The organism is Chromobacterium amazonense, assembly GCF_001855565.1.
GTDB classification, from domain to species: Bacteria; Pseudomonadota; Gammaproteobacteria; order Burkholderiales; family Chromobacteriaceae; genus Chromobacterium; species Chromobacterium amazonense.
Window position 1 is genome coordinate 106,911 of sequence record NZ_MKCR01000004.1, and the last position, 12,449, is coordinate 119,359.

Here is a 12,449-nt window from a genome sequence, read left to right on the forward strand (position 1 = left end):
CTTATACTCCTTCTTTCTTTGCTTGCATCAGGTGTTCCACCACCCGTTCCATGCGCATGAAGCGCGAACCTTTGACCAGAACGGCGGTACCCGACGCCAGCTGGCTATCCAGGCACTCCAACAACTCGTCAATCGAATCAAATCCTCGCCCCGCGCCGCCAAACGCGGCCACGGCGCGGCGAGACATCTCGCCCAGCGCGAACAGTTGCTCGATGCCGCGCGCGCGGGCGTGGGCGCCGACCTCGGCGTGCAGCTCGGGAGCGGCCTCGCCCAGTTCGCCGATATCGCCCATCACGAAGCAGCGCGGACCAGGCAAGCCGGCCAGCACGTCGATGCCGGCCTTCATCGAGTCCGGATTGGCGTTGTAGCTGTCGTCGATCACGGTCAGGCCGCGCGGGCTGCGCTTGATCTGCAGCCGGCCCTTGGCGCCGCCGAACGCGGCCAGGCCGCGGGCGATGGCTGCCAGCGGCACCTCCAGCGCCAAGGCCACGGCCGCCGCGGCCAGGGCGTTGCGCACGTTGTGCTCGCCCGGCGCCGGCAGCGCGATCTGGGTCTCGCCCGCGGGCGAAACCAATGTGAATCGGCTCTCCAGCGCGGAGCACTGCGCATCGCGCGCCGTCACGTCGGCCCCGGCCGTCAGGCCGAAACTCAGCTGACGATGGCCATCGGCTGCGCGGCGGAACAGCGCCAGATTGGCGTCGTCGGCGTTGACCACGGCCACGCCGTCGTCGGCCAGCCCTTCAAAAATTTCCGCCTTGGCGCGGGCCACTTCTTCGGTGGAGCCGAAATGGCCGAAGTGCGCGCGCATGGCGTTGTTGACCAGCGCCACCCGCGGCCGGGTCAACCCGGTCAGGTAGCGCAGCTCGCCGTGATGGTTCATGCCCATCTCGATCACCGCGTAGCGATGCTGCGGCTTCAGCTGCAGCAAGGTCAGCGGCAGGCCGATGTCGTTATTGAAATTGCCGGCGGTGGCCAGCACGGCGTCGTCGCCGGCATGGGCGCGCAGAATGCCGGCCAGCATTTCCTTGACCGTGGTCTTGCCGTTGGAGCCGGTGACACCGATGCGCACGGCCGGCTGCGTCTCGCGCCAGCCGGCTGCCAGGCGGCCCAGCGCCAGGCGGGTGTCGTCTCCGGCCAGGATCAGGCTGGCGCCCGGCAGCTCGAAGCCGTCGCGCACCAGCGCGGCGGCGCCCTTGGCCGTCACCTCGGCGACGAAATCATGCGCGTCGAAGCGCTCGCCCTTCAGCGCGACGAACAGATCGCCCGGCTGCGCCTGGCGGCTGTCGGTGATCACGCGGCGCACTTCGCCATCGGCGCCGACAAGGCGGCCTTGGGCGAAACGGGCGGCTTGGCTCAGCGTCATCATGCTTGGGCTCCCCAGGCGGTCAACGCCTCTTCCGCGACGCGGAAGTCGGAGAACGGCCGCTTGACGCCGGCGATGTCCTGGTATTCCTCATGGCCCTTGCCGGCCACCAGCACCACGTCGCCGACCTGGGCCTGCGCCACGGCCCAATGGATGGCTGCCTCGCGGTCGGCTTCGATATGGGCCTTGCCTGCCGCCATGCCTGCCAGCACATCGCGGATGATGGCCTGCGGATCCTCGCTGCGCGGGTTGTCGCTGGTGACCACGGCGACATCGGCGTATTGCTCGGCGATGGCGCCCATCATCGGGCGCTTGCCCGGGTCGCGGTCGCCGCCGCAGCCGAACACGCAGAACAAGCGGCCGCCGGCCGGGCGGATCTCCGACAGCGTGGTCAGCGCCTTCTCAAGCGCGTCCGGCGTGTGCGCGTAATCGATCACCACCAGCGGCTCATGCGTGCCGCCTATGCTCTGCATGCGGCCGCGCGCCGGCTGGATGCGCGCCATCACGGCGGCGGCATCCTGCAGGCTGACGCCGTTGACGCACAGCGTGGCCAGACAGGCCAGCAGATTGGCGGCGTTGAAACGGCCCACCAGGCCGGTGCGCACGTCCACCACGCCCCACGGCGTGGCGACGGTCAGCTGCAGGCCTTCCAGCGTGGCGGCCAGCGCCAGCGGACGCACATCGCCCTGCTCCAGGCCGTAAGTCACCACTTGGGTTGTTTCCGGATCGATCGCGGCGGCAAGCTCGCGGCCGAAAGCGTCGTCGGCGTTGATTACCGCGTGCTTCAGACCCTCCCAGAAGAACAGCTTTTTCTTGGAGGCGCCGTAAGCCTCCATCGAACCGTGGTAGTCCAGATGATCGCGCGTCAGATTGGTGAACACCGCGGTGGCGAACTCGACGCCGTTGACGCGGCACTGGTCCAGGCCATGGCTGGACACTTCCATGGTCACCACATGCGCGCCCTGGCGGCGGTATTCGGCCAGCTTCTGCTGCACCGTCACCGGGTCCGGCGTGGTGTGGGTGGTTTCGGTCAATTGGCCGTAGAAGCCGTTGCCTACGGTGCCGATCAGCGCGGCCTTCTGGCCCAGCAGCGAAAACGCCTGCGCCAGCCAGTGCGAAATGGAGGTCTTGCCGTTGGTGCCGGTGATGCCGACCACGGTCAGGTCGCGCGAGGGCTGGCCCAGCACGTGGGCGGCGACGATGCCGGCGCGCTCGCGCAGATTCGGCACGGCCAGGTTGGGCACCTGCCACTCGGCCTTCCAGGCGAAGCCGTCGGCGTCGTCCCACAGCACCGCGGCCGCGCCCTTTTCCAAGGCGGCGGCGATGAAATCGCGGCCGTCGGTATACTCGCCGCGGCAGGCGAGAAAGACATCGCCCGGCAACACGCGGCGGCTGTCGGCCTCCACCCGTTTGATCGGGAGGCTCAGCTGTTGCAACAAGGCCGGATTCCAATCCGGCAGCGGAGTCAAACGGCTCTTCATGATCTTAGAAGTCCACCGGAACCGGCGTCGATTCCGGCAATAAAGTATTGTTGGATGGCTCGTCCGGCGCGATATTCAATACCCGCAACGCGCCGCCCGCCACCTTGGAGAACACCGGCGCCGAGACAGCGCCGCCGTAGTATTTGCCTGCTGACGGCTCGTCTATCATCACCGCCACGATCACCTTGGGCGCATGCCCTGGCGCGAATCCCATGAACAGCGCGCGGTGCTTGTTGGCCACATAGCTGCGGCCCTCCAGCTTGCGCGCGGTGCCGCTCTTGCCGCCTATGCTGTAGCCGATGATGCGGCCGCCGACGGCGCCGCCGCCGGGCTGGCTGTTGGCGATCAACAAGTCGCGCATTTCGTGCGCGATTTTCTCGCTGATCACTCGCTTGCCCGGCATCGGCGCCGCCGTCCGGTACAAGGAGATCGGCAACATCACGCCGTCGTTGGCGAAAATGGTGTAGGCGCGCGCCATCTGAATCAGGCTGACCGACACGCCATAGCCGAAGGACATGGTGGCCTGTTCGATCGGCCGCCACTTGTGCCAGTCGCGCAGGCGGCCGGCGGCCTCGCCGGGAAAGCCGGTATTCGGCGCGCGGCCAAAACCCAGCGCGTCGTAGTGCTTCCAAAACTCTTCCGGGCTGTTCATCAGCGCCAGCTTGCTGGTGCCGACGTTGGACGATTTCTGAATGATGCCCAGGATGTCCAGGCTGGACTGCGGCGACACGTCGCGGATGACAGCCGGGCCAATCATATAGCTATGGGTATCCAGCACCGTGTTGATCCTGGCTTTGCCATGCTCCAGCGCCAGCGCGATCGACAATGGCTTCATGGTGGAACCCGGCTCGAACAGATCGATCACGCCGCGGTTGCGCATCATTTCCGGCGTCACCCCAGTGCGGTTATTCGGGTTGAACGACGGGTAATTGGCCAACGCCAGCAGCTCGCCGGTCTTGGCATCCAGCACCACCACGCTGCCCGCCTTGGCCTTGTTCTCCTCCACCGCGGCCTTGATCTCGCGGTAAGCCAGATACTGGATGCGGTGATCCACCGCCAAGGCCAGCTTCTGGCCGTCGCGCGGTGGCTCGATGGCGGCGATGTCTTCAATGATGTGGCCGCGCCTATCCTTCAGCACCACGCGGCGGCCGTCCTTGCCGGCCAGCATCTTCTCACGGGCCAGCTCCACGCCTTCCTGCCCTTTGCCGTCCACCCCGGTGAAGCCGATGATGTGCGACACCACTTCGCCGGCAGGATAGAAACGGCGGTATTCCTGCTGCTTGGCAACGCCGGGGATGCCCAGGGCAATCACCTTGTCGGCCAGCTCCGGACTGATCTGGCGCTTGATGTAGACGAATTCTTTCTTGCGGTCGGACAGCTTGGCCGCCAGCTCTTCCGGCGACAACTCCAGCAAAGCCGCCAGCTCGCGCAGCTTGGCAGGCGGCACCGGCTCCATGTCGGCCGGGCTGGCCCAGATGGTCTGCACCGGCGAGCTGATCGCCAACGGTTCGCCATTGCGGTCCGTGATCACGCCGCGATTGGCCTCCAGGGTCATCGCGCGGCGAAAGCGCGCCTCGCCCTGGCCCTGCAGAAAGTCCTGTTGCGCCACCTGCAGATACATGGCGCGGCCGATCAGCGCCAGGAACAGCAGGGCCAGCACCAGCAGCACGCAACGCACGCGCGTGCTCGTCATGCGCAAGGCCGGACTCGCCGACATCGGACGCTGGCGTATGCTGTAGCTGGACCCGGCGCGCATCAGACGCCTCCTCCGGACGAAATCACCTGGATCTGGCGCGGATCCGGCGTGTGCATGCCCAGGCGGGTGGATGCGGCCTTTTCGATCACGGCGTGCGCGCCCCAGGTGCTCTGCTCCAGCTGCAACTGGCCGAACTCCACCTCAAGCTGCTGCGCCGACTTGGTTTCCTTCTGCAAGTCGCTGTACAGCTTGCGCGAGACGTGGGTGGACGTGACCACCGACCAGGCGGAAAACACGGCCATCGCCAGCAGCACGCCGTTGAGCTTGTTCATGCGTCGCCCTCCCGCCACGGCGCGGCGGTGCGCTCGGCCACGCGCATGATGGCGCTGCGGGCGCGCGGGTTTTCCCGCACCTCCTCGTCGCCGGCGCGGATGGCCTTGCCGACCAGCGCGATCGGCGGCTTGGCCATATCGGCCGCGCGCACCATCGCCCACTGCGGCAGCTTTTCCTCGCTGCTGACGTCGCGCAGGTATTGCTTGACGATGCGGTCTTCCAGCGAATGGAAGCTGATGACCGCCAGCCGTCCGCCTTCGCCGAGCAGGCGCGCCGCCTGCGGCAGCACGGCCTTCAGCTCGTCCAGCTCGCGGTTCACAAAGATCCGGATCGCCTGGAAGGTGCGCGTAGCCGGGTCTTGACCCGGTTCGCGAGTACGGACGTTTTGCCCAACGAGCACAGCGAGCTCACGGGTCGTCGTGATGGGGCTTTCGTCCCGTTGCGCAACAATGGCTGCTGCGATCTTGCGAGCAAACCGCTCTTCACCATAAGTCTTGATGACCTCTCTGATATCGGCCTCATCGGCCGTTGCCAACCACTCGGCGGCGGTCATGCCGCGCGTGGTGTCCATGCGCATGTCCAGCGGCGCGTCGAAACGGAAACTGAAACCGCGGCTGCCGTCGTCGATTTGCGGCGAGGACACGCCCAGATCCATCAGCACGCCGTCGACGCGGCTCACGCCCAGGCGGGCCAGCTCGGCCGACAACGTCTCGAAACCGTTGTGGACAATGTTGAAACGGGCATCTTCCGTCGCCAGTTGTTCGGCGACGGCGATGGCTTGCGGGTCCTTGTCGAAAGCGATCAAGCGGCCGTTCGGGCCGAGCTTCGACAGGATCAGACGGCTGTGGCCTCCGCGGCCGAAGGTGCAGTCGACATATACCCCATCGTCGCGGATGGCGAGCGCGTCGACCGCCTCGGTCAGCAGTACCGTGCGGTGCACGAAGGTAGGGGTGGTCACAGCGTGAAATCTCCAAGGTGTTGGGCCAAATCGGCCTGATCGAGGGCCAGCGCGTCAGCAGTTTGGCTGTCCCACTCCTCGGCGTTCCACAGTTCGAAGCGGTTGCCCATGCCTACCAGGGCAACGTCTTTGTCCAGCGCGGTCAGTTCGCGCAGGCGGGCCGGCAGCAGAATGCGGCCGGCGGCGTCCATTTCCAGCGTCTCGGCATGGCCGAGCACCAGTCTTTGATAGCGTTTCAGGGTGGGATTGCCGGTGGGCAGGGCCAACAGACGGGCCTCGACCGGGCGCCAATTGGGTTCGGGGTACAGCAGGAGGTGGTCCTGGGATTCGAGGGTAACGATGAGCTTGTGGCCGAAAGCGGACAGCAGCGTCTCACGGTGTTTGGCCGGAATAGCCAAACGCCCCTTGCTATCGAGAGACAAGATGCTGACGCCACCAATCATGATTTGAAGAATCCGCTGACCGAGAAAACGGAGCCGTCGCTCCGGAGGGCAATTGCCCCACTTTCACCCACTTTACCCCACTTTTCGCCACTATAAGAAAGAACCGCCCCACGGTCAACATCGGAATTCCCTAATTCGCCTTTTGAGACAATGACTTACGGGAGAGCATAAAAATGGAATGCTTGACAAATCAGGGACTTAAATTCACCTATAAAAGTGGGACATGAAGATTGCGGATCACAAGAGATGCAACACGATGGAAACAATCAATGACGGAAGTATTTGGCTCGGCGACATCTTCAAGAAAAACAAAAAAATCCGCGCGGGGATTTTCATCTTGCATTTAAAAAAACAGCATGGCGGCTTAAATAGCCGCCATGCTGTTCAAACCAAAGCTCAAGCCAACTTTTGACGCAGAATATCCTGCACCTGCGCCGGATTGGCCTTGCCCTTGGACGCCTTCATCACCTGGCCGGCCAGGGCGTTCAGCGCCTTTTCCTTGCCGGCGCGGAACTCTTCCACCGCCTTGGGATTGGCGGCGATGGCTTCTTCCACCATCTTCTCGATGGCGCCGACGTCGGACACTTGCTTCAAACCGTCGCGCTCGATGATCGCGTCAGCGCTCAGATCGCTGTCCCACAGCGCGTCGAACACCTGCTTGGCCAGCTTGCTGGACAAGGTGTTGTCGGCGATGCGCGCGATCAGGCCGGACAAACGCTCGACCGAGATCGGGCAATCGGCGATGTCCTTGCCGTCGCGGTTCAGGCGGGCGGCGATTTCGCCATTGATCCAGTTGGCGGCCAACTTGCCCTGGCCGGAGGCCTTGGCAACGGCTTCGAAATACTGCGCCAGCGCTAGGCTCCCAGTCAGCAACGCCGCGTCGTAGGCCGACACGCCGTAGCTTTCCACGAAACGGGCCTGCATCGCGCCCGGCAGCTCGGGCATCTCGCCCTTGATGCGGGCGATCTGCTCGTCGGAGATGCGCACCGGCAGCAGGTCCGGATCCGGGAAGTAGCGGTAGTCATGCGCGTCTTCCTTGCTGCGCATCATGCGGGTTTCGCCGGTATCCGGGTCGAACAGCACGGTGGCCTGCTGAACTTTGCCGCCGTCTTCCAGGGTGTCGATCTGCCACTGGATCTCGTACTTGGCGGCCTGCTCCAGGAAGCGGAAGGAGTTGAGGTTCTTGATCTCGCGACGGGTGCCGAATTCCTTCTGGCCTTCCGGACGCACCGACACGTTGACGTCCATGCGGAAGCTGCCTTCCTGCATATTGCCGTCGCAGATGCCCAGCCACGTCACCAAGGTGTACAGCGCCTTGACGTAGGCCAGCGCCTCGTCGACCGAGCGCATGTCCGGCTCGGACACCACTTCCAAGAGCGGGGTGCCGGCGCGGTTGAGGTCGATGCCGGACAGGCCATGGAAGTCTTCATGCAAGCTCTTGCCGGCGTCTTCTTCCATGTGGGCGCGCGTCACGCCGATGACTTTTTCCTGATCGCCGACCAGGATTTTCAGCTTGCCGTGCTCGACGATGGGCAGCTCCATCTGGCTGATCTGGTAGCCCTTGGGGAGGTCCGGGTAGAAGTAGTTCTTGCGGGCGAACACGTTCTTCTGGTTGATCTTGGCGTCCAGCGCCAAGCCCAGGCGGATGGCCTTGTCCACCACGGCGCGGTTCAGCACCGGCAGCACGCCGGGCAGCGCCAGCTCCACCGCGGAAGCCTGGGTGTTCGGTTCGGCGCCGAAAGCGGTGCTGGCGCCGGAGAAAATCTTGGAGGCGGTATTGAGCTGCACATGCACCTCGATACCGATTACGACTTCCCATTTCATAGTCGAGTCCTAATCACTATTTTTAGCCACGGAAGCACACGGAAAAACACGGAAAACTGCTGAGGTCGAATAGATCAAGCTTGCGGCTTTGCTCCGCTCCGTGTTCTTCCGTGTGCTTCCGTGGCCAATTCATCGCTTTTTCGTGGCTAACTCATTCAATCACAATGCTGGCGCGCGGGTGTGCCAGTCAGTCGCCTGCTGGAACTGGTGCGCCACGTTCAGCATCCTGGCTTCGGCAAAGTAGTTGCCGATGATCTGCAGGCCGATCGGGCGGCCGTTGGCGGCGAAGCCGGCCGGCACGCTCATGCCCGGTAAACCGGCCAAGTTCACCGACAGCGTGTAGATGTCGGACAGATACATCTCTACCGGATCGGACGACAGCTGGCCCAGGTCGAAGGCGGCGGTCGGCGCCACCGGCCCCAGGATCACGTCGCACTGCGCGAAGGCGGCCTTGAAATCGTTGGCGATCAGGCGGCGGATCTTCTGCGCCTTGATATAGTAGGCATCGTAGTAACCGTGGCTCAGCACGTAGCTGCCCACCAGGATGCGGCGCTTGACCTCGTCGCCGAAGCCTTCGGCGCGGGTCTTTTCGTACATCTCCACCAGGTCCTTGTACTCCTTGGCGCGATGGCCGTAGCGCACGCCGTCGTAGCGGGACAGGTTGGTGGAGGCCTCGGCCGGCGCGATCACGTAGTAGGCCGGGATGGACAGCTCGGTGTTCGGCAGGCTGATTTCCACCGCCTCGGCGCCCAGCTTCTTCAGTTCGCTCACGGCGTTATCGACCGCGCGGGCGACGTCGGCATCGAGGCCGGCTGCGAAGTATTCGCGCGGCAGGCCCACCTTCAGGCCGGCCAACGACTGGTTCAGATCGCGGGTGTAGTCTTCGCGGGCGCGTTCCAGGCTAGTGGAATCGCGCTCGTCGAAGCCGGCCATCACGTTCAGCATCAGCGCGCAGTCTTCGGCAGTCTGGGCGATCGGGCCGCCCTGATCCAGCGAGGAGGCGAAGGCCACCATGCCGTAACGCGACACCACGCCATAGGTCGGCTTGATGCCGGTGACGCCGCAATGGCTGGCCGGCTGACGGATGGAGCCGCCGGTGTCGGTGGCGGTGGCCGCCGGCGCCAGGCGCGCGGCGACGGCCGCGGCGGAGCCGCCGGAGCTGCCGCCCGGAATGGCGTTCAGATCCCACGGGTTCTTCACTGCGCCGTAGAACGAGTTCTCATTGGACGAACCCATGGCGAACTCATCCATATTGGCGCGGCCCAATGTCACCATGCCGGCGGCGGCGCACTGCTCCACCACGTGGGCGCTGTAAGGCGAGACGAAGTTGTCCAGCATCTTGGAGCCGCAGCTGGTCTTCCAGCCCTCCTGGCAGAACAGGTCCTTGTGCAGCAGCGGCACGCCGGTCAGCGCATGGGCGCTGCCCGCGGCGAGGCGCGCGTCGGCCGCCCGCGCCTCGGACAAGGTTTTTTCGCGATCAACGGAGATGACGGCGTTGAGTTGCGGATTCAGCGCCTCGATGCGATCGAGGTACTGGCTGGCCAGTTCTACGCTGGAAACTTGCTTTGCCGCCAATTGCTGCGACAATTGCTTGAGAGTGGCTTGTGTCATTTCGATCAAAATCTTGCTATCCGGATAGTCGGGCCCGGTCGGCAGAATGGAGGGAACCATTGGCGCCGGGACGGCTCACAGGCTTACTCGATCACTTTGGGAACGAGGAACAGGCCTTTTTCCACTTGCGGGGCGACCGCCTGGAAACGTTCGCGCTGATTGGTTTCGGTGACCACGTCGTCGCGCAGACGCAACGACACGTCCTGCGGGTGGGCCATAGGCTCGATGCCGTCGGTATTCACCCCCTGCATCTTTTCGATCAGGCCGAAAATGTTGTTAAGCTGATCCGCCGTGGCGGCGATTTCCGCCTCGCTCACATCGATGCGGGCAAGCTTGGCGATCCGTGCGACATCCTGGTGCGTCAGCGACATGGCTTCCTCGTTAAAACCTTTAATATTTCAAGCTTTATAGGGTATCATACCCCGTTTGATTCTCCCAAGATCGACATTGCGCCACGACGCATTCCGCAGGCATTTTCTGCCACAAGGAAGCATGCGCCGGGGCGCAGAAAAAGCAGGCCTGCTACCGCCGCCCGGGACGTTTCGGACAAGCACCGCAAAGGCCAGCCGACCGGGCGTACCATCCGCCCGCATGACGAAGCCGATTGCGGTGGTTTCATGCCACGCCAAGGGGGCCGCAGCATGGGCCGAAAACAGATGAACTGGATTTACCCGAACGCCGCCGGCGTTCGCCACTGACGAAAACTGACCAGGACCGCCCAATGTTTCGTTCGCTGACCGGATACTTTTCCAACGACCTCGCCATCGACCTTGGCACCGCCAATACCCTGATCTACATGCGCAGCAAGGGCATCGTGCTGGACGAGCCCTCGGTCGTCGCCATTCACAGCGACGCCCCGACCAACAAGAAATCCATCCTGGCCGTCGGCCTGGAAGCCAAGCGCATGCTGGGCCGCACCCCGGGCAGCATCCAGGCCATCCGCCCGATGAAGGACGGCGTGATCGCCGACTTCACCGTGACCGAACAGATGCTGAAGCAGTTCATCAAGAAGGTGAACCCGAACCGCTTCTTCGCCGCCAGCCCGCGCATCGTTATTTGCGTGCCCTGCGGCTCCACCCAGGTGGAGCGCAAGGCGATCCGCGACTCCGCGCTCGCCGCCGGCGCGCGCCGCGTCGAGCTGATCGAGGAGCCGATGGCCGCTGCCATCGGCGCCGGCCTTCCGGTGGAAGAGCCGACCGGCTCCATGGTGGTGGACATCGGCGGCGGCACCACCGAAGTCGGCGTGATTTCGCTGGGCGGCGTGGTGTACTCCAACTCCGTGCGCGTGGGCGGCGACAAGTTCGATGAAGCCATCATCAACTACATCCGCCGCAACTACGGCATGCTGATCGGCGAAACCACCGCCGAGGAAATCAAGAAGACCATCGGCTCCGCCTTCCCCGGCGCCGAAGTGCGCGAGATGGAAGTCAAGGGCCGCAACCTGGCCGAAGGCATTCCGCGCGCCTTCACCGTGTCTTCCAACGAAATCCTGGAAGCGCTGACCGAGCCCTTGAACCAGATCGTTTCCGCGGTCAAGATCGCGCTGGAACAGACCCCGCCGGAACTGGGCGCCGACATCGCCGAAAAAGGCATGGTGCTGACCGGCGGCGGCGCGTTGCTGAAGGACATCGACCGTCTGCTGGCCGAAGAAACCGGCCTGCCGGTGTTCGTGGCGGAAGAGCCGCTGACCTGCGTGGTGCGCGGCTCCGGCAAGGCGCTGGAGAAAATGGATAAGATCGGCACCATTTTCACCAACGTGCCCTAAACTTCCACCAATACCACCGATAAAGCGAGCGAACCCCGCGCCGTCAAGGCGCGGCGGCTGTGCCCATGGATTTCGCCAACACCCCCAGCTTTTTCCGCTCCGGGCCGCCTGCTGGCGCGCGCCTGGCGATGAGCGTTGCCGCGTCCATCGTGCTGTTGATCGGCGACAGCCGTTACGGTTTGATGGAGCAGGCGCGCGAAGCGCTGTCGCTGGCGCTGTACCCGGTTCAGCGCGCCGTGAATTTGCCGGCGCAGGCCATGCGCCACGTCGGCGACTACCTGACCTCGCAAACCGAGCTGAAGCTGGAAAACACCGAACTGCGCGCGCGCCAGATGCAGATGACGGCGCAGCTGAGCCGCCTGCAGACATTGGAACGCGAGCTGAACGAACTGCGCCGGATGAATGAAATCCGCAGCCAGCGCGACGACGCGGCCCAGATCGCCGAGACGCTGTACACCGGCCGCGACCCCTTCTCGTACAAGATCATCATCGACAAGGGCGCGGACGCCAAACTGCTGCCCGGCCAGCCGGTGGTGGACTCGCGCGGCCTGCTAGGCCAGATCACCCGCGTGCAGCCTTTGACGGCCGAGGTGACGCTGATCATCGACAAGAACCAGATGGTGCCGGTCATGGTGGAACGCACCGGCGAGCGCGCCATCCTGTACGGCTATGGCGGCGGCGTGGAGCTGCGCTATCTGCCGCAGAGTTCGGACATCAAGGAAAACGATCGCATCGTCACCTCCGGCCTCGACGGACTGTTCCCGGAAGGCATCCCGGTGGCGATGGTGACCAAGGTGGACCGCAATGCCGGCGCCGCCTTCACCCGCGTCAGCACCCAGCCGCTGGCCGGCGTGCAGCAGACCCGCTACGTGCTGGCCTTGCAAGCCAAGCAAACAGCGGCGCGGCCGGCGGAACCGCCGCCGCTGCCGGAGAAAAAGACCAAGGGCGGCAGAAAGTCCGCCGACGAGGAGTAAG

12 protein-coding genes are annotated in these 12,449 nt (G+C 64.4%); 3 read left to right on the forward strand and 9 right to left on the reverse strand.

Features of this window, described 5'->3' with window-relative positions; translation table 11 throughout:
- Position 1: 1 nt before the first annotated feature.
- The 6 genes from BI343_RS03630 to mraZ are packed head-to-tail and all read right to left on the reverse strand — an operon-like array spanning position 2 to position 6,274.
- Entirely contained in the window at positions 2 to 1,366 is a 1,365-nt protein-coding gene (locus BI343_RS03630; protein ID WP_071108699.1) for a UDP-N-acetylmuramoyl-tripeptide--D-alanyl-D-alanine ligase, read from the reverse strand.
- Positions 1,363 to 2,844 (reverse strand): UDP-N-acetylmuramoyl-L-alanyl-D-glutamate--2,6-diaminopimelate ligase, encoded by a 1,482-nt coding sequence (locus BI343_RS03635; protein ID WP_071108700.1) that lies wholly within the window; start codon positions 2,842 to 2,844, stop codon positions 1,363 to 1,365. The genes BI343_RS03630 and BI343_RS03635 overlap by 4 nt, the downstream gene beginning before the upstream one ends.
- Positions 2,845 to 2,848: 4 nt before the next feature.
- Positions 2,849 to 4,600, reverse strand: a complete 1,752-nt coding sequence (locus BI343_RS03640; protein ID WP_043623787.1) for a peptidoglycan D,D-transpeptidase FtsI family protein — start codon at positions 4,598 to 4,600, stop codon at positions 2,849 to 2,851.
- On the reverse strand, positions 4,600 to 4,872 hold the full coding sequence (gene ftsL / locus BI343_RS03645; protein ID WP_043623784.1) for a cell division protein FtsL: 273 nt from the start codon (positions 4,870 to 4,872) through the stop codon (positions 4,600 to 4,602). Before ftsL ends, BI343_RS03640 begins: the two co-directional genes overlap by 1 nt.
- Complete coding sequence (gene rsmH, locus BI343_RS03650; RefSeq protein ID WP_071108701.1) at positions 4,869 to 5,831, reverse strand: 16S rRNA (cytosine(1402)-N(4))-methyltransferase RsmH; 963 nt, start codon at positions 5,829 to 5,831, stop codon at positions 4,869 to 4,871. Before rsmH ends, ftsL begins: the two co-directional genes overlap by 4 nt.
- Positions 5,828 to 6,274, reverse strand: a complete 447-nt coding sequence (gene mraZ, locus BI343_RS03655; RefSeq protein ID WP_043623778.1) for a division/cell wall cluster transcriptional repressor MraZ — start codon at positions 6,272 to 6,274, stop codon at positions 5,828 to 5,830. The genes rsmH and mraZ overlap by 4 nt, the downstream gene beginning before the upstream one ends.
- Positions 6,275 to 6,530: 256 nt before the next feature.
- Here mraZ and BI343_RS19940 point away from each other — a divergent pair, with 256 nt between their 5' ends.
- The gene (locus tag BI343_RS19940; RefSeq protein WP_169828974.1) at positions 6,531 to 6,686 is read left to right on the forward strand and encodes a hypothetical protein; all 156 of its coding nucleotides are present in this window, start codon (positions 6,531 to 6,533) and stop codon (positions 6,684 to 6,686) included.
- Here the strand turns inward: BI343_RS19940 and gatB are convergent.
- From gatB to gatC, 3 genes are all read right to left on the reverse strand, one after another.
- Entirely contained in the window at positions 6,671 to 8,098 is a 1,428-nt protein-coding gene (gene gatB / locus BI343_RS03660) for an Asp-tRNA(Asn)/Glu-tRNA(Gln) amidotransferase subunit GatB (protein ID WP_071108702.1), read from the reverse strand. The two genes, BI343_RS19940 and gatB, sit on opposite strands and share 16 nt — an antisense overlap.
- A 159-nt stretch (positions 8,099 to 8,257) precedes the next feature.
- The gene (gene gatA, locus BI343_RS03665) at positions 8,258 to 9,709 is read right to left on the reverse strand and encodes an Asp-tRNA(Asn)/Glu-tRNA(Gln) amidotransferase subunit GatA (protein ID WP_071108774.1); all 1,452 of its coding nucleotides are present in this window, start codon (positions 9,707 to 9,709) and stop codon (positions 8,258 to 8,260) included.
- Positions 9,710 to 9,792: 83 nt separating this feature from the next.
- The gene (gene gatC, locus BI343_RS03670) at positions 9,793 to 10,080 is read right to left on the reverse strand and encodes an Asp-tRNA(Asn)/Glu-tRNA(Gln) amidotransferase subunit GatC (protein ID WP_043623772.1); all 288 of its coding nucleotides are present in this window, start codon (positions 10,078 to 10,080) and stop codon (positions 9,793 to 9,795) included.
- Positions 10,081 to 10,430: 350 nt separating this feature from the next.
- On the opposite strand from gatC, the gene BI343_RS03675 reads away from it, so the two are divergent.
- Both BI343_RS03675 and mreC read left to right on the forward strand, forming a co-directional pair.
- Entirely contained in the window at positions 10,431 to 11,474 is a 1,044-nt protein-coding gene (locus BI343_RS03675; protein WP_043623769.1) for a rod shape-determining protein, read from the forward strand.
- 65 nt (positions 11,475 to 11,539) lie between these two features.
- A complete protein-coding gene (gene mreC, locus BI343_RS03680; RefSeq protein ID WP_071108703.1) occupies positions 11,540 to 12,448 on the forward strand; it encodes a rod shape-determining protein MreC in 909 nt (302 codons plus the stop codon).
- The last annotated feature ends 1 nt before the right edge of the window (position 12,449 follow it).

What these genes read in the sequence shown, in the direction of transcription:
- mreC (WP_071108703.1), top strand. Translation starts at nt 11,540, where the DNA reads ATGGATTTCGCCAACACCCCCAGCTTTTTCCGCTCCGGGCCGCCTGCT.
- gatB (WP_071108702.1), bottom strand. Translation starts at nt 8,098, where the DNA reads ATGAAATGGGAAGTCGTAATCGGTATCGAGGTGCATGTGCAGCTCAAT.
- BI343_RS03675 (WP_043623769.1), top strand. Translation starts at nt 10,431, where the DNA reads ATGTTTCGTTCGCTGACCGGATACTTTTCCAACGACCTCGCCATCGAC.
- BI343_RS03640 (WP_043623787.1), bottom strand. Translation starts at nt 4,600, where the DNA reads ATGCGCGCCGGGTCCAGCTACAGCATACGCCAGCGTCCGATGTCGGCG.
- mraZ (WP_043623778.1), bottom strand. Translation starts at nt 6,274, where the DNA reads ATGATTGGTGGCGTCAGCATCTTGTCTCTCGATAGCAAGGGGCGTTTG.
- ftsL (WP_043623784.1), bottom strand. Translation starts at nt 4,872, where the DNA reads ATGAACAAGCTCAACGGCGTGCTGCTGGCGATGGCCGTGTTTTCCGCC.
- gatA (WP_071108774.1), bottom strand. Translation starts at nt 9,709, where the DNA reads ATGACACAAGCCACTCTCAAGCAATTGTCGCAGCAATTGGCGGCAAAG.
- BI343_RS19940 (WP_169828974.1), top strand. Translation starts at nt 6,531, where the DNA reads ATGGAAACAATCAATGACGGAAGTATTTGGCTCGGCGACATCTTCAAG.
- gatC (WP_043623772.1), bottom strand. Translation starts at nt 10,080, where the DNA reads ATGTCGCTGACGCACCAGGATGTCGCACGGATCGCCAAGCTTGCCCGC.
- BI343_RS03635 (WP_071108700.1), bottom strand. Translation starts at nt 2,844, where the DNA reads ATGAAGAGCCGTTTGACTCCGCTGCCGGATTGGAATCCGGCCTTGTTG.
- BI343_RS03630 (WP_071108699.1), bottom strand. Translation starts at nt 1,366, where the DNA reads ATGATGACGCTGAGCCAAGCCGCCCGTTTCGCCCAAGGCCGCCTTGTC.